The following is an 18,040-nucleotide window of genomic DNA, read 5'->3' on the forward strand; positions in this document are numbered from 1 at the left end:
TTCAGGAGAACATCATGGAACTGTCAGCATTGACTGCTGTTTCACCAGTAGACGGCCGCTACGGAAGCAAGACAATTGCGTTACGCGAAATCTTCAGTGAATACGGTCTTTTAAAATACCGTACTATCGTTGAAATCCGCTGGCTACAAAAGCTTGCTGCTACTGCTGAAATTGCAGAAGTGCCAGCGTTTAGCGCAGAAGCAAACCAATTCCTAGACGACCTTGCTGCAAACTTCTCTGAAGCAGACGCACTACGTATCAAAGAGATCGAGCGCACAACTAACCACGACGTAAAAGCGGTTGAGTACTTCCTAAAAGAGAAAGTCGCAGACGTTCCTGAACTGCACGCAGTAAACGAGTTCTTCCACTTTGCATGTACTTCTGAAGACATCAACAACACATCACACGCTCTAATGCTAAAAGAAGCGCGTGAAACCGTGATTCTTCCAGAAATCCGCAACCTTATTGACGCTATCAAAGCACTTGCTGTTGAGTACCGCGACATCCCTCTTCTATCTCGTACACACGGTCAGCCAGCTTCTCCATCAACAATGGGTAAAGAAATGGCAAACGTGGCGTACCGTATGGAGCGTCAATACAAGCAAATCGAAAACGTTGAAATCCTAGCGAAAATCAACGGCGCGGTAGGTAACTACAACGCGCACCTATCTGCTTACCCGGAACTAGATTGGCACAAGTTCTCTGAAGAATTCATCACTGAATCTCTAGGCGTAACTTGGAACCCTTACACAACACAAATCGAACCACACGATTACATCGCTGAGCTGTTCGATGCTGTGGCACGTTTCAACACTATTCTGATCGATTTCGACCGTGACGTTTGGGGTTACATTGCACTAGGCCACTTCAAGCAAAAAACCATTGCTGGCGAGATCGGTTCTTCGACAATGCCACACAAAGTTAACCCAATCGACTTTGAAAACTCTGAAGGTAACCTAGGTCTTGCGAACGCCGTGTTCGGTCACCTTGCACAGAAACTGCCTATCTCTCGTTGGCAACGTGACCTAACTGACTCAACGGTTCTACGTAACCTAGGTGTTGGTGTTGGCTACGCAATCATCGCCTACACTTCTACGCTAAAAGGCATCAGCAAACTGGAAGTGAACCGTGACGCGCTTCTTGCTGAACTAGACAAAAACTGGGAAGTTCTAGCAGAGCCAGTACAAACGGTAATGCGTCGCTACGGTATCGAGAAGCCATATGAGAAGTTGAAAGAGCTAACTCGCGGTAAGCGCGTAGACGGTGAAGCAATGCGTAACTTCATTGACGGCCTTGAGCTTCCTGAACACGAAAAAGCACGTCTAAAAGAGATGACGCCAGCGAACTATATCGGTCAAGCAATCGAGCTAACTGACAAGCTATAATCTCTCAATAATGAGCGAAAAACTAAAAAGGTTGACGTGAAAGCGTCAACCTTTTTGTTTGGAAGCTTACCAACCGAGGCATTCCAATAGAGTATTTTCGCCCAATACGTGTTGAGCATCGCGGATTTAGGGTTGTTTTTGAAAGAACAAGGTTATTGTCCCCACCTCCACGCCAAACTTTTTAATTTTGGTCAGGTTGAATACGTGTTTGTCATCTTGTCGGTAAAGCCAATCATCAAAGGCAACAGTCACTGTCGAGTCGTCCATTTGTAACTCAAAGTCATATTGCCATTGCAGAGCGTTACCCTGCTCTTTTCCGTTTGCGAAACCAATAATGTCATCTGCTTTGCCTGTATACCTGCCATCCTCTGCTCGAGAAATAGTCCAAACACGCTGGTCGGTTGCACCATCGTCAAAAACAAAGTCCTCAACAAGAACCAGTTCATCACCCGTTATCGTACCGACAATATCAACCTCAAAGCGGCGTGTTTGTTTCTCGGAATAATCTTGCACCATTCCCCATGCCTTCACATTGCCATCAAAATATTCAAATAAATTAAATGGCGGCGTAGATGCTTGGTAATTGTCTATATCCGCCGAGCAAGCACTCAACGTAACAACAACGCACGCAGCAAAGTATCGCAATAATGTTTTAAAGATGTTCACGGTCTGACTTGTCCTATAAGTTGTTTACGCAGCTTTGGAAATTCCGTTTTTGGTGACAACCAAATAGACAGGAATGCATCGTTCATACGTTCGTCCGTTATTTCGCCAACCATTTTTTGCGTTTTAGTTCCTGCTTTGCGATAGATAATCTGTCCCTTATCTCCATCTGTGACGTAGGTAAGTTCATCGCCATTTTTGATACTTGGGAAGATAACGCTCAATTGAGTAATCCATTGTTGTCTGCTCGACTTAGGAAACCCAAGTTTTTGCCACTGCTCATCCGTCACTTCAAGCAATTGCTGCTTGCTTATGTCTCGCTGATAGTTGATCTCCAAAGCAAATGGATGCGGAGAAACATCCGTAGAAACAAGGTATTGTCCATTGGGTGCTTTTAGGCGAGATCGATAAATATCAAACACAAACCAAGTGAGCTGCGCTTCGCCAACTGTTTCCCATTCCTGCCAGTTTTCTACATTCAGTCTGTCAGTACTTCCTATATCTTGTGCCTGCGACGATATTGCGCCCACTGCAAAAACAAACAAGATACCGCTACCCACACCCCTTACGAGTTTTCTCTTTAAGTTTGCCATTGTTATACACCTTGAGAATCACCAGCATTAACACCAACCATTCCACAAACAAGGCCAGTAACGTAATACTTGTATCGAATCCAAACTCTACCGCTTGAAGCTTGTAGCCAGCGAAGTAGCTGAGCATTCCTCCAAGCCCACCTAATATTGATACGTAGATTTTGGCGAAGCGGTGCAAAAGCACTTTCAGTTGGTAGGCATACCATGCAAACAATACCCATAGACCAATCAACCACACAGGGAGCCAAGGGGTAGGGAAAACCAAAAGCGAGAAGTGTTGATTTAGCGTATCGAGAACTAGCCCGAAAATGGTGACAAAGGAGATCGCTTTCACCGAGTGAAACGCCGTCAGAATGGAATACACCAAAGTCGCCAACGCCAGTATCATCATCAACCATTGCCACTCAAACGTACCAAGCACAGCAATAAACCAGCACAGTTGAAACCAAGTGGACGCAATCAACACTCTCATAATTCTTATGGGCGCTGGAAAGTCATATGAACGGCGCTGATCGTACGAGCAAGAAAACCGCCTTCACAATAACTAAGGTAATAACGCCACATGCGGACAAACCGGTCATCGTACCCAAACCCTCGCACAGCATCCTCTGCGCGGTTAAAACGGCGATGCCACTCATTCAGTGTTTTTGCGTAGTCTAGGCCGATGTCAAACAAATCACGAACCACCAAATCACTGTGCTTAGTGGTCGCTTGTGTCAAAGACGTCACCGATGGCAAGAAACCACCAGGGAAAATGTATTTCTGAATAAAATCGACATTGTTGCTGTAATAGTCGTAACGCTGATCCGCAATCGTAATCGCTTGGATAGCCATCAGGCCGCTAGGTTTTAATAACGACTCGCATTTTTTGATGTAGGAAGCTAAGAACTGTTTCCCCACGGCTTCAATCATCTCGATAGAAACCAATTTATCGTACGTCCCAGTAAGGTTACGGTAGTCTTCTTTAAGTAAAGTAATTCGATCGACTAAACCTCGTTGTACGATTTGCTGTCGAGCATACTCATGCTGCTCTTCTGAAATGGTCGTTGTTGTCACGCGGCAACCGTATTGCTCAGCCATGTATATCGCCATCGCACCCCACCCTGTTCCAATCTCAATCACATGGTCGGTAGATTGAAGATCCAACTGCTGGCACAAGCGTTCCATTTTATTGATTTGAGCTTGCTCTAAGGAGTCGGCACTTGTGTGGTAAAGCGCTGATGAGTACAACATGTTGGTATCTAAAAAAGCTTCATACAAATCATTGCCTAAATCGTAATGAGCATGGATGTTCTTCCGAGAGTTTTCTTGCGAGTTTCGATTCGTCCAATGGCTAAACTTGTAAAGTAACTTGGTAAGCCAACTACCCTGCTCCTCAAGCTTATCAAGGGCCCGCATATTTAGCGCCATCAGCTTCATCAATGCCGTTAAATCTGGACTGTCCCACCAACCATCCATGTACGCCTCACCAGCAGCGATGCTACCGCCTTGCAATATTCTGGAGTAAAAACCTGGGTGCTTAACCTCAATGGTCGCAACGACAGGTTGGCCACTGTATTCCCCGTTTGGCGCAGTAAAACGTTCACTGCGCTCCTTTGTCTCGGTATGAAACGATTCAATAATGGTTAAGCAACCCATTTCCATCTTTTGCAGACATTGAAAAATAACTCCGCGAGCCGCTTTCTGAGTCGTCGTCAGTTTGCCCGGCAATGTTATAGAAGTCGTATTTAACATGCAGAATTCTCCTTGTGCTTATTATTTTTCTTATCTGATTTGTCGCTAGAGGCTTGACTTTCATTGGACGCCAAATATTTAGGGTGAGAATAAAACGGCGCACCTTTAATCCATAACTTCAACGCATGCCAGTATATTCCAACCATCACTTTTACTGTTTGAATTGGTGTCCCGATCAAGCACTTCAATAAAGAACCGCTGGAAAAAGGCTGTGCTTTCATAGCCATTGTGGCGTCGAAGTGTTTTTCACCTTTATGGCATTCAAGATGGATATTTAACTTGTCTGTAAGCGGTTTTATTTTCCAGCGGTACAATTGGCCTATCGGGTTGAACGGTGACACGTGGAATGCTTTGTCTTGCTCCCAACCAAAATCTTCATCCTTTGGGTCAGCCGCTATCGCGTAATAATGGCGCTCATTCCAAGGTGTATTGCTGACTTCGGCGAGAAGATATTGCCATTCACCATTTTGATCATACAGGTAGTAAAAATTCACCGGACTAAAATAGAGCCCGAGATAACGCAAGTGACAGACAGCCAGTACTTTGCCGCTGCAACGTACGCCCGTAAGTTCTGCGACTTTATCTTGCACCGCTTTTTTCAAACTCCCTTCACCGAGGTAATCATCGCGTTTGAATCGAGCCCAATGCCACCAGCGAGTCCCAAAGCCCCAAACTTTTTTCTCAAGTACGCCAATTTCATCCAAATCAATCGCTGGCATAAACATTGAGTAATTCAGCTCGTGTTTAACGGGCGTAAAACGACGATGCCTTACATTGCCTATAAATAACTGGCTGTGAGAAGGGATACTCATATTACGCGGCACCTTGTTCATAAAGTGTGTCGTTTTTCTCGTGATGTTTAGCGCAAATTCCTTTCACAACATCCAATGCACTGCGCACGCCATCTTCATGGAATCCGTTGTACCAATAAGCGCCACAAAACCACGTATTTTGAGTTCCTTGTATTTCTTCTTTGCGTTGCTGGGCAGCGATAGACTCCGTCGTAAAGACAGGGTGATGGTAGGTGAACTGACGCAGAATCTTGTTCTCGTCGATATCTTCAGTACGGTTTAAGGTAACGCAGAATGTGTGTGAAGAGTCGATATGCTGCAAAATGTTCATGTTGTACGTCAGGGACGGCAATCGTTGCTTCTCCTCTTCGCCTCCTTCCAGCAAATAGTTCCACGATGCCCATGCAGATTTTCGTTTCGGTAATACACTCGTGTCAGTGTGAAGAACCACATCATTTGCTTGGTAAGCCATATTCGACAAAATGTCGTTTTCACATGACGAGGCATCACTGAGCATCGCTAAAGCCTGGTCGCTATGACAAGCAAAAATGACTTCATCAAACCACTCACACTGCCCATTTGCATAAATCGCTACACCTTGTTCACTGCGAACAACTTTTTCAACCGGACTATTCAATCGAATTTTGTCTGCAAACCCTTGCGTTAAAGGTGGAATATAAGCACGTGAACCACCCTTGATAACATACCATTGCGGACGATTCATCACGTCTAACAAACCGTGATTGAGGAAAAAACGTAAGAAGAACATCAATGGAAATACACGCATATCAGCGAGGGAAGATGACCAAATCGCCGCGCCCATTGGCAGAATATAGTTGTCAGAAAAGAAATCACTAAACTGGTGCTCATCCAAAAATGCACCCAGCGTTTGAGAACTCGATATTTGCTCAGTAGCAGACGCTTTTGCTAGTTTATTGAAGCGTAAAATCTCAAGAATAAAGCGATAGAATTTTGGATTAAGCCAATTTCGCTTTTGTGCGAACAATGTTGTTAATGTGTGGCCATTATATTCCAAACCATTGCCATCGTTTCTCACGCTGAAACTCATTTGCGTCGGAATACCTTCCACGCCAATTTCATTCATCATTTTGATAAAATTTGGATATGTACGGTCGTTGTATACAATGAACCCTGTATCAATCGCATAATCCTCATTCCCGACACGTACATCAACCGTCGCCGTATGGCCACCAATATAATCGTTGGCTTCGAACAAAGTGATATCGTGTTGTTGGTGCAGATAGTACCCACATGTCAGTCCAGAAATTCCAGTGCCTACAATAGCGATTTTCATGCTTCTTCCTTTTAAGATACGAGTTTAGCCGTCAGCCTTGCTTGCCAACTGTATGGAAGCAACGAGATAAAGCGGAGAATGCCTGTAAATCTCGCCGGAAAATAAATGTGGCTTTTATTCGCCGCTAGCTGCTTTCTCAATAATTGAGACGCTTGCTTGGTTGAAATGATCATAGGCATCTCAAAGGTGTTTTTATCCGTTAGGGGCGTTTCAACAAACCCAGGAAACACAGTAATCACTTTGATGCCTTTCTTCTTAAGATCCACAGCGAGCGTGCGCGCAAAGTAGCTCACTGCCGCTTTTGACGCGCCGTACGCTTCCGCTCTTGGCAGCGCGACTTCGGAGGCAATGGAGCCAACAATGACAACGCGGTGCCCTCGCTGAAAATACGGTTGGCAAGCTTCAATACAGTTAGCTACACCTACGACATTAACATTCATCACTCGCGCCATAAGTTGCGCATCCACAATGCCATCATCCATGTATTCGCAATCACCCGCGTTGAAGATCCATGTATCTGGAATCGTCTTAAGCGAAGACAGTACTCGCTTCGTCTCCTCATAATCGGTTACATCAAACTTCAGCGTTTCAATAGATGAAGAGGTTGCCGCTAGCTCAGCAAGTACAGCTTCATTGCGTCCACATGCGATGACACGCCAACCAGAATCAGCAAAATCGAGAGCCAGCTGTTTACCTATCCCGGAGGTCGCCCCCGTAATTAAAACGACACTATTCATCGCCCCAACCTTTGCTTAATAGTTTTGATGACAGAGCCAAGCAAAGGCAAATGCTCATAAAGCATTTCACCCAAATCAAAGTAATCTCGGTGATAAATGACTTGGCCATCGGAGAACTTCATGTGGGAAACGCCGCTCACAGCGATTGGAGCCCCTTTGTGTAATTTCGGATGTTGAAGATCCATAGTCCAAGTCAGGAAACCCGTGTCCCCAACCTGCTGATGATCATGGATGATGAAATCACAGCGAATCACATTCTCGTACAATGACTGGAAATAATCAGAAAGAGCAGGCAGTCCTTCTAAGCGATGAGCCGAATCTTCAAACACCACATCTTGGTGATAAACGTCTTTCAGAAGATGCAGGTTCGCTTTGTTAAGCTTCTGGTAAATGTCTCCAACCGACTGTATGTCCATTCTTTCACTCCCAAATGTCACTGATGGTTGTACAAAAGTATTATATGTACAAGATAGACTAATTAGAAAAAGTTGTACAAAAAAAAACTTGTATAACTTTGTTTCTGCGCTTTGATTTTTAGAAAGTAGTACGTAATCAAATTGGTGAGCGATCATCAGGCAAAAAAAAAGGCTTGGTAAAAACCAAGCCTTTTCAAAAAACTATGCAAGTCGTATTACTGGTTGCGTAGGGCCGCAATACGTTTATCTAGTGGTGGGTGGCTCATCAGTAGCTCTGTTAGAGACTGCTTACCGTTGATACCGAACGCCATCATTGTGCCATCGAGTTTCGATTCTTGGCTCATCTTCAAACGCTCAAGAGCAGCAATCATTTTCTCTTTACCTACTAAGCGCGCTGCACCTGCATCGGCATGAAATTCACGGTGACGGCTGTACCACATAGTGATGAAGCTTGCTAAGAAACCAAAGACAAGTTCCAACACCATAGACACACCAAAGTACACCATCATGTTCGTGCCTTGGCCTTCTTCATCGTCGTTCGATGCCACGATATTGGCGATAAAACGCGATAGGAAGATAACAAACGTGTTCACAACACCTTGCATTAGCGTCATCGTGACCATGTCGCCATTCGCAATGTGGCTCACTTCGTGTGCCAGAACGGCTTCAGCTTCATCACGCGTCATATTGTGTAGAAGACCAGTCGATACAGCAACCAGTGAATCATCACGCTTAGCCCCTGTCGCGAATGCGTTGATGTCTGCAGAATCATAAATCGCTACTGTTGGCATACCAATGCCCGCTTGTTGCGCTTGACGGCCTACCGTCTCAAGCAACCAATGCTCTGTTTCGTTACGTGGGCTTTCAATCACCATGCCGCCAACTGAGCGTAGTGCCATGCCCTTTGACATCATTAACGAAATCAATGCGCCACCAAAGCCAAATACGGCTGCCATGACAAGTAAACCAGACAGACTGCCTGGTTGCATTCCAGTGGTCGCGTAAACAATATTCAGAACAACACTAAGAACCAGCACAACAGCTAGGTTAGTTGCTAGGAATAACATAATTCGCTTCATTACTTTTCTCCGAGGAAGCTTATCGTTTTTTTAAAACGGATTGTTATATGGAACATCTTTTAAGGGAAATCAAACGCTGTAAAAGCCGATTCCACTTAGTTTCGTGCTCCGTTGCGTTATAGATATAGTCTATCCGCGATAAAAACAAGGTTAAGCAATAAATTGCAACATTTGTTTTCGAGACTGAAAAATCATAAACAAGTTACCAACCTAAAAACAGCACCTTAGGCTAAGTATAGACTTTGGTCTTATTGTGATGACAAATGAACATGCTAGATTCAAGCGAGATGAACAAAACAGAGCACGCTCTAAGAGCGTTATTGAAGCTCGAAACTTCCATGTCTTGAGGGAAATATCATGGTAGAAACTAACGACTATCAAATGGCTATCGATTTACTACGTTGTCACCTAGGGATCTCAGAGGATGAGGCCAAACAGCAACTCGGTATTTCAACCGATCATCACTTGTCTAAACGTGTTGCTGAGACACAGCAAGCGCTGATGGGACTTAGCCAAGAAAAGTAGCAGTAATCTTATTAAGCTACACCAATAGAAAGGGCTGCAAATTGCAGCCCTTTGGTTTTGAGTACGTTTACAAGAAATGCTCTTAATCGATATTCAGTAATGGCTCAACATTGATGTATTTACCCAATTCTTTGCGCTTCGCACTTGGAATGTAAGGGATCTCACCTAACTTCGGTGCATCAATGCGCGATTCAAGCATTTCAATAATGTCCGCGTAATGCTCTGTGCCTGGGTTAACTCGGTTCGCAATCCAACCCACTAGGTTTAGACCATCTGCTTTGATGATTTCCGCCGTTAATAAAGCGTGGCTCAAACAACCCAGTTTAATACCCACGACAAGTACCACTGGTAGCTGCTCTTGCTGTACCCAAGTAGACAAGCTGTCTGTGTCTGACACAGGAACACGCCAACCACCAGCACCTTCTACCAATACAACATCGGCTTGCTCTTTATGTTGAGCGAGCTTTTCACTCAGCAAATCGTATTCGATTTCAACCTGCTCGTGCTTGGCTGCGATGTGAGGAGAAGCTGGTAATTCCAAAGCGTATGGGTTCACATCTTCATAAGCCACTTCTAAGGTTGCGGCTTTTTGCAAGTGCAGTGCATCTGAATTGCGCCAACCTTGCTCTGTTTTTTCGCTTCCTGCAGCCACTGGTTTGTAGCCAATGGTATTTAGTCCTTTTGCTGCGAGTGCTTGCAAGACGGCTTTCGACGCCACCGTTTTGCCTACATCAGTATCCGTACCAGCAATAAAAAATGCATCAATCATAAATGTATGACTCCAAAACAAACCTGATAAGTTGCAGGTAGAAGACCTTGATCGTTTTTGAATGCTTGGTACGCGCGCTCGACTTGCAACAAAGTACGACGACTTGTTAGACCAGGTGAGCGCCCGCTTACGTGATTTGCACCAATACCTTTGAGATCACGCATAACAGAAAATGCTGAGTCGTACCAAACTGTGATGGTGGTCGAGTCTAGATGATGGTTATGGCATCGAGATTGCGCTAACGCAATTTTTACCTGATTGAGAGTAATAAAGTTATTCACGTGTTGATATGTGTCAATTTTTGCCCACGAATCGCGCAATTCGCATAGCGAGCCATCAACTAGTGTTGAGAAACACCCTTTCCCATTAGCAGCTAATATTCGGCGAATTTCTCTCAACGGATAACTTAAATCGACACACCACTGTAGCGCGAGACTTGAAAACACATAGTCAAAACTAGCGTCCTCGAATGGCAAGCTTTCCGCGTCTGCTACCACATAACGAACATTATGGTCACCACAACGCTCGCGCGCTTTGTCCAACATTCCTTGCGAAAGATCGGCACAAACAACGCTTGCGCCTCGCTCTAGCAATAGCTGAGAAAAATATCCGGTTCCACCCCCCAAGTCCAAAACGCGCTTGTTGGTAAGATCGCTTGGGAGCTTTTCTAACAAACGATGGCCAACATCTCGTTGAAATGCAGCATGTTTGTCATAGGTGTCAGCCGCTTTGCCAAAAGACGAAGCAATCGCCTCTTTGTCTTGGTGTACGTTGTCCAACACCATGTTTTCGGCATTATCCATTACAGCGCTCCTAATGCTTGTTTCAATGCGATTGAAAGCGTTTTAACTTGTTCTGTACTATGGTTCGCAGTGAGTGTGATACGAAGGCGTGAGGTACCTTTCGGAACGGTTGGTGGACGAATCGCGGTGACCCATATGCCATTTTGTCGACAAGCGTTCGCAACCTGCAAAGCAAGTTCTGATTCGCCAATCACAAATGGCTTGATCGGGGTATCTGTTTCAACAAAGCCATCCAGATCGCTTAGATTCGTTTGATAAACCTCATTTAGCTCCGCCAGCTTTTCGCGTCGCCAAAACTGCTCTTGAATCATAGAAACCGCATGTGTCAACGCGTAGGCCTGCGCAGGTGGCATTGCTGTTGAATACACATGGTGACGAGCAAACTGGGTCAAAAAGTCACCCGTTGCTTGGTCACACAAAATCGCCGCACCGGACATGCCAAACGCTTTACCGAAGGTCACGACCAAAATCTCTGGTTTGACATTAGCAAGTTCACAAGAGCCTCCACCCGATTCGCCGAGCACGCCAATACCGTGAGCGTCATCCACTGCTAACCATGCTTTACGTAAGCGAGCTACTTCCGCAATGTCTTTCAACGGCGCGCAATCGCCGTCCATGCTGAAGACACCTTCAGTCACGACCAGATGATTGCCTTCATTAGTAAACAGCGTTTCTAAATGCTTAATGTCGTTGTGCTTAAAACGCTTCATTTTCGCCGTTGACAGTGCCCCTGCTTCCATCAAAGATGCGTGGTTTAATCGGTCTTGAATCAATACGTCTGATTTTTCTAGCAGGGTAAAAAGCAACGCTTGATTAGCACTGAAACCAGAACCAAATAATACCGCCCTCTCGAAGCCCAGCCATTCAGTTAACGCCGCTTCTAAGTTGCAGTGCGCAGCACTGAAGCCAGTCACCATGGGTGATGCCCCACTGCCACTGCCATAAACGCTCAGACCTTGCTGCCAAGCACGTACAAGCGCTTGATCATTGGCTAAGCCTAAATAATCGTTGCTTGAGAAGTTGATGTAGCGTCTGCCATCATGTTCTAAAATCGATTGGTTTCCGGCAAATACCACATTCATTGAACGATTCAACCCTTGCGCTTTACGAGCAGAAAGAGCAGATTCGATTCGAGATTTAAACGCTGGCATCGTAGAAAAGATCGTCTTTAGTTGGACGTGCAGCAACGCGCTCTACCACGCGATCCAGCAATTCGTTTTCTTCGATTTCATCAGGTTTTTGAGACACCTCTTGGCTGTTAATGCCGAGCTTGTTGAACAGCATCATGTCTTTGTCTTCAGAAGGGTTTGGCGTGGTCAGAAGCTTGCAGCCATAGAAAACGGAGTTTGCACCCGCCATAAAACACAGCGCTTGCATTTGTTCGTTCATGTTTTCACGGCCAGCGGATAAACGAACGGCTGATTGAGGCATCATGATTCGTGCAATCGCAATCAGGCGAATGAAATCGAATGGCTCAACATCATCGACTTCTTCCAGTGGTGTGCCCTTTACCTTCACGAGCATGTTGATTGGAACGCTTTCAGGGTGTACCGGCAAGTTAGCCAATTCAACCAACAAACCTGCTCGGTCGTTAGCACTTTCACCCATGCCGATGATGCCACCGGAACAGATCTTCATGCCAGCATCACGCACGTGAGACAAAGTGTCTAAACGGTCTTGGTAAGTACGTGTGGTAATGATGTTGCCGTAGAACTCAGGTGAGGTATCTAGGTTGTGGTTGTAGTAATCCAGACCCGCGTTTGCCAGCTGCTTCGCCTGCTCTGGCGTTAACATACCTAACGTCATACACGTTTCCAAACCCATGTCTTTTACGCCTTTGATCATATCGGTCAAATGCGGCATGTCGCGCTCTTTCGGGTTCTTCCACGCTGCGCCCATGCAGAATCGCGTCGAACCTGCATTTTTCGCTTTTTGAGCAGCGTCGAGTACACGTTCGACTTCCATCAGACGCTCTTTTTCGATGTCTGTGGTGTAACGAGCGCTCTGAGGACAGTACTTACAATCTTCTGGACAAGCACCCGTCTTAATCGACAGAAGCGTGCTTACTTGAACATGGTTGGTTTGTTGGTATTGACGATGAACAAGCTGCGCTTCAAATAGGAGATCCATGAATGGCTTTTCCATGAGATCGCGCACTTCAGCATGCGTCCAGTTATGACGAACTTCCACGTGTATTCCTTTAATCACTTTTTTGTTGTGTTGACAGTCTACTTAGTCTCGATAAACTGTCAACACAACAAGAAACAACAAAGTTTACATTGGTTTATTTTTTAACCTTAACAGCTATTGGAATAGAACATGGATCTCGCCTTCGACCGCCATCACATCTGGCATCCTTACACTTCAACGTTGACACCTCTGACCTGCTACCCAGTGGCATCGGCAAATGGTGTTTACATTAAATTGGAAGACGGTACTGAGCTTGTCGATGGCATGTCTTCTTGGTGGTCGACTATCCACGGCTATAACCATCCCCACCTAAATCAAGCGGCTCACCAGCAAATCGATCAAGTGTCACATGTCATGTTTGGCGGGATTACCCACCAGCCTGCAATTAGTTTGTGTAAGAAGTTGCTGTCCCTCGCACCAAATAACCTTGAGCATGTATTCCTTGCCGATTCAGGTTCCGTTGCCGTAGAAGTCAGCTTAAAAATGGCTCTACAATATTGGCATGCGAAGGGCGAACGTCGACCGAAGTTTCTAACTTTGCGCCACGGTTATCACGGTGACACCTTTGCAGCCATGTCGGTTACCGATCCAGATAACTCAATGCACTCTCTCTACAAAGGCTTTTTACCTGAGCATATCTTTGCCCAGTCACCAACTTGTGGTTATTGGGATGAGTGGAAGCCAGAAGACCTTGCTGACTTTGAACACAAGATTGACTCGCACCATCAAGAACTTGCAGCGGTGATCCTAGAGCCTATCGTTCAAGGTGCGGGCGGCATGCGTATCTACCATCCAGAATTTCTCAAAGGCGTGCGTAGGCTTTGTGATAAATATGACTTGTTATTGATTGCGGATGAAATCGCAACAGGGTTTGGACGCACTGGCAAATTGTTTGCCTGCGAACACGCAGATATTCAACCAGACATTCTGTGCGTCGGCAAAGCACTCACAGGCGGCTACATGACCCTTTCAGCGACGCTGGCGAGTAAACATGTCGCTGACACGGTTTGTGGTGGTGACGCAGGTTGTTTCATGCACGGACCAACCTTTATGGGTAATCCCCTCGCCTGCGCTGTAGCAACGGCGAGTTTAGAATTGATCGAACAAGGTGACTGGCAGCAGCAAACCCAGCAAATCGAAATGCTGTTTTCTGAATTACTGCCAAAACTTGAAGAATACGACTTGGTGAAAAACACCCGTTGGTTGGGTGCCATTGGCGTCGTAGAAACGCATCGCCCAGTGAATATGGAAACCATCCAAGCACTGTTTGTTGAGCACGGTGTTTGGATTCGTCCATTTGGCAAACTGATTTATATGATGCCGCCATTCATCAGCAAACCAGAAGATATTGAAAAGTTAATTAATGCGATTGATGCAGCGTTGCAACGTAAAGACTGCTTCGCTTCATAGTTCAACTCAACACGAAAACGGTTTGAGTATGAGACTCAAACCGTCTCTTTATTTACAAGAACAGCAAAGCTATCGAAGTTGACTGTCTTTACTCGCTCGTCGATTAAATAATGCTTGGCGTTGAGACACCAATTCGATTGTTGACTAAAATTCGATACAAAGACGAACACCTTTCATTGCAACTCGACGCGCTTCAGGTATCTCGTCTCCACATTCATCACAATAGTGAGCACTTTAGCCCCCTTTAATATTGCCACGAACACGGGAAATCTCGTCGTCGATGGTATTTTGAATTTGTTGGCTAACGCTATCGTCACTTGCCCACCCTACGGCCATAAGCCCTCCTCGTTACTTGAATGAGAAAATCTACTTACCGTGGTAAGGGGGATGATTATATCGATTACAAATAACAAGATAATTAGGGTGAATTAGAAAACACTATTACATTTAAGTAAAAATAGAAAACCTAAAATCAATTACCATTCTTTGATTAGTTCATATGACCCATTCTCGTGAAGCCTTGAAAGAACATACCCATGCGTAGAGCCATAGCTTCCGCTTAACACACTGTTTTCCTTTAACAATATTACATCTTCCAAACCGTCATCATTGTAATCTCCGGTCGCAAGAAGAGTAACTTTTTGGTAACCATCGGAGTTATCGTAAAATACAGCCTGAAAGTCATTCAATCGCTCAAAACTAGTGATTCTATCCATATCAGCCCATCGATGTGCTTCTTTAGACTTTCTCAATTGTTCATCAGAAATTATAAAACTCAACTCTGACGGAGATATATCCGGCAGCCTCTCACTAATGATGCTGTCTGATATATAAGAAATATTAGATGGTTTAAGAGCCCCCATCACTTTCCAAGATTCACATAAGACTTTTGTTGCCATTAACGCGGAATACTCTGAGCCCATTTTTGCGCTAAATTTTTTTTTGCTTTTTTGCTCGAGTTCTGCACAACTTTTAGCTACTGAGACTTCTCCAGATGGGGACTTTAGTGGGAACTCAAAATACCATTCTGCACCATAAGCAGCTCTGACATTGTCCTGCGTTAAGAAGGTCACTTTCTCGACAAAAAAACGATGAGAGTTGTTGTAAGGGCTATAGAAAGGCTCTATCGATATTGGTTTTGCTAATAAGCTAGAAGAAGATAAACCTAGTAAAATTAAGAGTGATTTCATTAATGCGACCTTAATAAGTTTGCTACATAAGCATTTCTTTCTGCTTGTACACCATTTCTTTTCGACTCGAGGGCGGCTTGCTGATAATTTCCGTTTCGAATATGCCCATTAAACTTTGGATAAGTATCTTTAAGTTTTGGCATACCTAAATTAAATATCATGTCAAAAAGCGCTAGCTTTACGTTGTCCGGATAAGATGTAAACGCTTCATCTCCATAGATAACCTTAAGCTCTTTTTCGAAAGACTGTATGTGATGTGCTACCTGCTCGTTCATCACACTTTCAGTTAATTTGAGGACTGTAAAGGGCTTAAACCTTGAAGCAGGCTCGGATTCACCAAAAGGCCGAGCCTTAACACGCAAAAACTCTTCCTTGATTTGCTCGTGAGTAGCAGGTTCATTTGTAGAACTGTGAACGAACGGGAGCTTTGTTGCTGCGGTAACGTCACTTAACATATTACCTACCCCAACAGTTATATAACCTCTGGTATCCAAATACATATGCTCAACTCTTCCCTCATATTGCTCTAATTTAATCTTGAGCTTCATTTTGAGGGAGGATGAAATAGGCACAGACTTCTTCGCGCTCAAAACCGTGATAGCCTGTGTCAACTTACGATGACTTCTTCCATTCACATCGATTCTTCCATCTGGACGAGCTATTTCAACAAGGTTTTTCTGAAAAGCTTTGATTGCGGCGACAGTCTTGGAGTTTTCAGGTCTAGAGCCCAGTTTCCCATCTACTTTAAGCTCCTTTATTCCCTTTAAAGAGCCAAGCAATTGGTTAATAGACCTTTGCACCGTTCGAATATCAGAATCCACATTTTTACCGCCCAAACCAACAGAGCCGCTTAATCTTATCGAAACCACGAAAGTACCTCCTTTTACATTTTGGAGGAGCTTGTCATGCCCAATAAGGCTTAGAAAAATATCATTAGAAAGAAGTTTTAATAATTTAGGACAACTATGCAATACCCCATCCAGCATTTACATAACAACGTATTTTCACTCGACGCAGATAACAAAAAACCCAGCGCTGAGGCTGGGTTTTGGTGTTCTAGTGGCTAATGAATTAACCGATGTGCGTTGCGCCGCCCATGTACTTCTGAAGTACTGCAGGGATTGCAATGCGACCGTCTGCTTCTTGGTTGTTTTCTAGGATAGCAACCATGGTACGACCAACTGCTAGACCAGAACCGTTTAGCGTGTGTACAAGCTCAGGTTTCTTCTCGCCTTTACGACGGAAACGCGCTTGCATACGACGAGCTTGGAAGTCCCACATGTTAGAACATGAAGAGATTTCACGGTAAGTTTCTTGAGCAGGAACCCAAACTTCTAGGTCGTAAGTTTTACGAGCGCCGAAGCCCATGTCGCCTGTACATAGAACGACTTTACGGTAAGGAAGTTCAAGAAGTTGTAGAACTTTCTCAGCGTGACCTGTTAGCTCTTCTAGCGCGTTCATTGAATCTTCTGGCTTCGTGATTTGTACTAGCTCAACTTTGTCGAACTGGTGCATACGAATCAGACCACGAGTATCACGACCGTATGAACCCGCTTCTGAACGGAAACATGGCGTGTGTGCTGTCATCTTGATAGGTAGATCCGCTTCGTCAGTGATAGTGTCACGAACTAGGTTCGTTACTGGTACTTCTGCTGTAGGGATTAGAGACAGTTTACGTGGCTCTTCGTCGTTTACTTTTTCCGCTAGAGGCTCAGTGTGGAAAAGATCTTTACCGAATTTAGGAAGCTGACCAGTACCGAATAGGCTGTCAGAGTTCACTAGGTAAGGTACGTACATCTCTGTGTAGCCATGTTCTTCTGTGTGAAGATCTAGCATGAACTGAGCAATTGCACGGTGTAGACGAGCGAATTGACCTTTCATCACGATGAAACGTGCGCCAGTGATCTTAACTGCACTTGCGAAGTCTAGACCGCCACCCATTTCGCCTAGGTCAACGTGGTCTTTCAAATCGAAGTCGTAAGTCTTAGGCTCACCCCAACGAGAGATTTCAACGTTGTCATTTTCGTCTTTGCCATCTGGCACTTCATCTGCTGGGATGTTTGGTACAGAAAGCGTGAATTCGTCTAGTTGAGCCATTACTTGCTCAAGTTCAACTTTCTTCGCGTCAAGATCGCTACCTAGAGTACCGATTTGTTTCTTGATCTCTTCTGCGCCTTCTTTGTCGCCAGCCGCCATTTTTTGGCCGATTTGCTTGGAGATGGAGTTACGCGTGGATTGTAAATTTTCTACTTCTACTTGAATGGACTTACGTTGTTCTTCAAGTTTACGAATAGTCTCTACGTCTAGCTTAAAGCCACGACGCGCCAGTTTAGCAGCTGTTTCATCCAGCTCTGTACGAAGTAATTTAGAATCCAGCATTGTTAATCCTATGCTTTTTGTTGTGAAATCACGCGCACTTTCCAAGCGTACGCGTTAAAAA

Annotated in this window: 19 protein-coding genes and 1 pseudogene; 3 read left to right on the top strand and 17 right to left on the bottom strand. The window is 44.8% G+C overall.

The window, feature by feature from the left end; all coding sequences use genetic code 11:
* Nucleotides 1–14 precede the first annotated feature (14 nt).
* Nucleotides 15–1,385 (top strand): adenylosuccinate lyase, encoded by a 1,371-nt coding sequence (purB, locus tag UF05_RS00990; RefSeq protein WP_005460028.1) that lies wholly within the window; start codon nt 15–17, stop codon nt 1,383–1,385.
* A 126-nt stretch (nt 1,386–1,511) separates the two neighbouring features.
* Here the strand turns inward: purB and UF05_RS00995 are convergent, their stop codons facing one another.
* The 9 genes from UF05_RS00995 to htpX form a co-directional block, all read right to left on the bottom strand.
* Nucleotides 1,512–2,051, bottom strand: coding sequence for a DUF3833 domain-containing protein (locus UF05_RS00995; RefSeq protein ID WP_045546134.1), 540 nt, complete (start codon nt 2,049–2,051; stop codon nt 1,512–1,514).
* Nucleotides 2,048–2,641, bottom strand: a complete 594-nt coding sequence (locus tag UF05_RS01000) for a chalcone isomerase family protein (RefSeq protein WP_020840380.1) — start codon at nt 2,639–2,641, stop codon at nt 2,048–2,050. Before UF05_RS01000 ends, UF05_RS00995 begins: the two co-directional genes overlap by 4 nt.
* Nucleotides 2,601–3,113 (bottom strand): DUF2878 domain-containing protein, encoded by a 513-nt coding sequence (locus tag UF05_RS01005; protein ID WP_020840379.1) that lies wholly within the window; start codon nt 3,111–3,113, stop codon nt 2,601–2,603. The genes UF05_RS01000 and UF05_RS01005 overlap by 41 nt, the downstream gene beginning before the upstream one ends.
* Before the next feature lie 5 nt (nt 3,114–3,118).
* On the bottom strand, nt 3,119–4,375 hold the full coding sequence (locus UF05_RS01010) for an SAM-dependent methyltransferase (RefSeq protein ID WP_020840378.1): 1,257 nt from the start codon (nt 4,373–4,375) through the stop codon (nt 3,119–3,121).
* On the bottom strand, nt 4,369–5,187 hold the full coding sequence (locus UF05_RS01015; protein ID WP_045546135.1) for a DUF1365 domain-containing protein: 819 nt from the start codon (nt 5,185–5,187) through the stop codon (nt 4,369–4,371). Before UF05_RS01015 ends, UF05_RS01010 begins: the two co-directional genes overlap by 7 nt.
* 1 nt (nt 5,188) lies before the next feature.
* Entirely contained in the window at nt 5,189–6,481 is a 1,293-nt protein-coding gene (locus tag UF05_RS01020; RefSeq protein ID WP_045546136.1) for an NAD(P)/FAD-dependent oxidoreductase, read from the bottom strand.
* 11 nt (nt 6,482–6,492) lie between these two features.
* Complete coding sequence (locus tag UF05_RS01025) at nt 6,493–7,218, bottom strand: SDR family oxidoreductase (protein ID WP_045546137.1); 726 nt, start codon at nt 7,216–7,218, stop codon at nt 6,493–6,495.
* The gene (locus UF05_RS01030; protein WP_031850281.1) at nt 7,215–7,634 is read right to left on the bottom strand and encodes a nuclear transport factor 2 family protein; all 420 of its coding nucleotides are present in this window, start codon (nt 7,632–7,634) and stop codon (nt 7,215–7,217) included. The genes UF05_RS01025 and UF05_RS01030 overlap by 4 nt, the downstream gene beginning before the upstream one ends.
* A gap of 215 nt (nt 7,635–7,849) precedes the next feature.
* Complete coding sequence (htpX, locus tag UF05_RS01035) at nt 7,850–8,713, bottom strand: protease HtpX (RefSeq protein ID WP_005459987.1); 864 nt, start codon at nt 8,711–8,713, stop codon at nt 7,850–7,852.
* Nucleotides 8,714–9,070: 357 nt separating this feature from the next.
* Here htpX and UF05_RS23790 point away from each other — a divergent pair, with 357 nt between their 5' ends.
* Nucleotides 9,071–9,238, top strand: a complete 168-nt coding sequence (locus UF05_RS23790) for a hypothetical protein (protein ID WP_005459995.1) — start codon at nt 9,071–9,073, stop codon at nt 9,236–9,238.
* 82 nt (nt 9,239–9,320) lie between these two features.
* Here the strand turns inward: UF05_RS23790 and bioD are convergent, their stop codons facing one another.
* From bioD to bioB, 4 genes are read right to left on the bottom strand one after another with little or no spacing between them, the layout of a single operon-like run.
* Complete coding sequence (gene bioD, locus UF05_RS01040; RefSeq protein ID WP_005460040.1) at nt 9,321–10,007, bottom strand: dethiobiotin synthase; 687 nt, start codon at nt 10,005–10,007, stop codon at nt 9,321–9,323.
* Entirely contained in the window at nt 10,004–10,810 is an 807-nt protein-coding gene (gene bioC, locus UF05_RS01045) for a malonyl-ACP O-methyltransferase BioC (protein WP_045546138.1), read from the bottom strand. Before bioC ends, bioD begins: the two co-directional genes overlap by 4 nt.
* The gene (gene bioF / locus UF05_RS01050; protein WP_045546139.1) at nt 10,810–11,961 is read right to left on the bottom strand and encodes an 8-amino-7-oxononanoate synthase; all 1,152 of its coding nucleotides are present in this window, start codon (nt 11,959–11,961) and stop codon (nt 10,810–10,812) included. The genes bioC and bioF overlap by 1 nt, the downstream gene beginning before the upstream one ends.
* The gene (bioB, locus tag UF05_RS01055) at nt 11,948–13,000 is read right to left on the bottom strand and encodes a biotin synthase BioB (RefSeq protein WP_025521177.1); all 1,053 of its coding nucleotides are present in this window, start codon (nt 12,998–13,000) and stop codon (nt 11,948–11,950) included. The genes bioF and bioB overlap by 14 nt, the downstream gene beginning before the upstream one ends.
* Before the next feature lie 129 nt (nt 13,001–13,129).
* On the opposite strand from bioB, the gene bioA reads away from it, so the two are divergent.
* Complete coding sequence (gene bioA / locus UF05_RS01060) at nt 13,130–14,410, top strand: adenosylmethionine--8-amino-7-oxononanoate transaminase (protein ID WP_045546140.1); 1,281 nt, start codon at nt 13,130–13,132, stop codon at nt 14,408–14,410.
* Between the two features lie 69 nt (nt 14,411–14,479).
* Here bioA and UF05_RS01065 read toward each other — a convergent pair.
* The 4 genes and pseudogenes from UF05_RS01065 to serS form a co-directional block, all read right to left on the bottom strand.
* Nucleotides 14,480–14,746 (bottom strand): annotated as a pseudogene (locus tag UF05_RS01065) (DksA/TraR family C4-type zinc finger protein).
* A 140-nt stretch (nt 14,747–14,886) separates the two neighbouring features.
* A complete protein-coding gene (locus tag UF05_RS01070) occupies nt 14,887–15,600 on the bottom strand; it encodes a hypothetical protein (RefSeq protein ID WP_045546141.1) in 714 nt (237 codons plus the stop codon).
* Nucleotides 15,600–16,586 (bottom strand): peptidoglycan-binding domain-containing protein, encoded by a 987-nt coding sequence (locus UF05_RS01075; RefSeq protein ID WP_045546142.1) that lies wholly within the window; start codon nt 16,584–16,586, stop codon nt 15,600–15,602. The genes UF05_RS01070 and UF05_RS01075 overlap by 1 nt, the downstream gene beginning before the upstream one ends.
* Before the next feature lie 85 nt (nt 16,587–16,671).
* A complete protein-coding gene (serS, locus tag UF05_RS01080; RefSeq protein WP_005495761.1) occupies nt 16,672–17,979 on the bottom strand; it encodes a serine--tRNA ligase in 1,308 nt (435 codons plus the stop codon).
* Between the last annotated feature and the right edge of the window lie 61 nt (nt 17,980–18,040).

The organism is Vibrio sp. S457-15, from assembly GCF_000960545.1.
In the GTDB taxonomy this organism is placed as follows: Bacteria; Pseudomonadota; Gammaproteobacteria; order Enterobacterales; family Vibrionaceae; genus Vibrio; species Vibrio parahaemolyticus.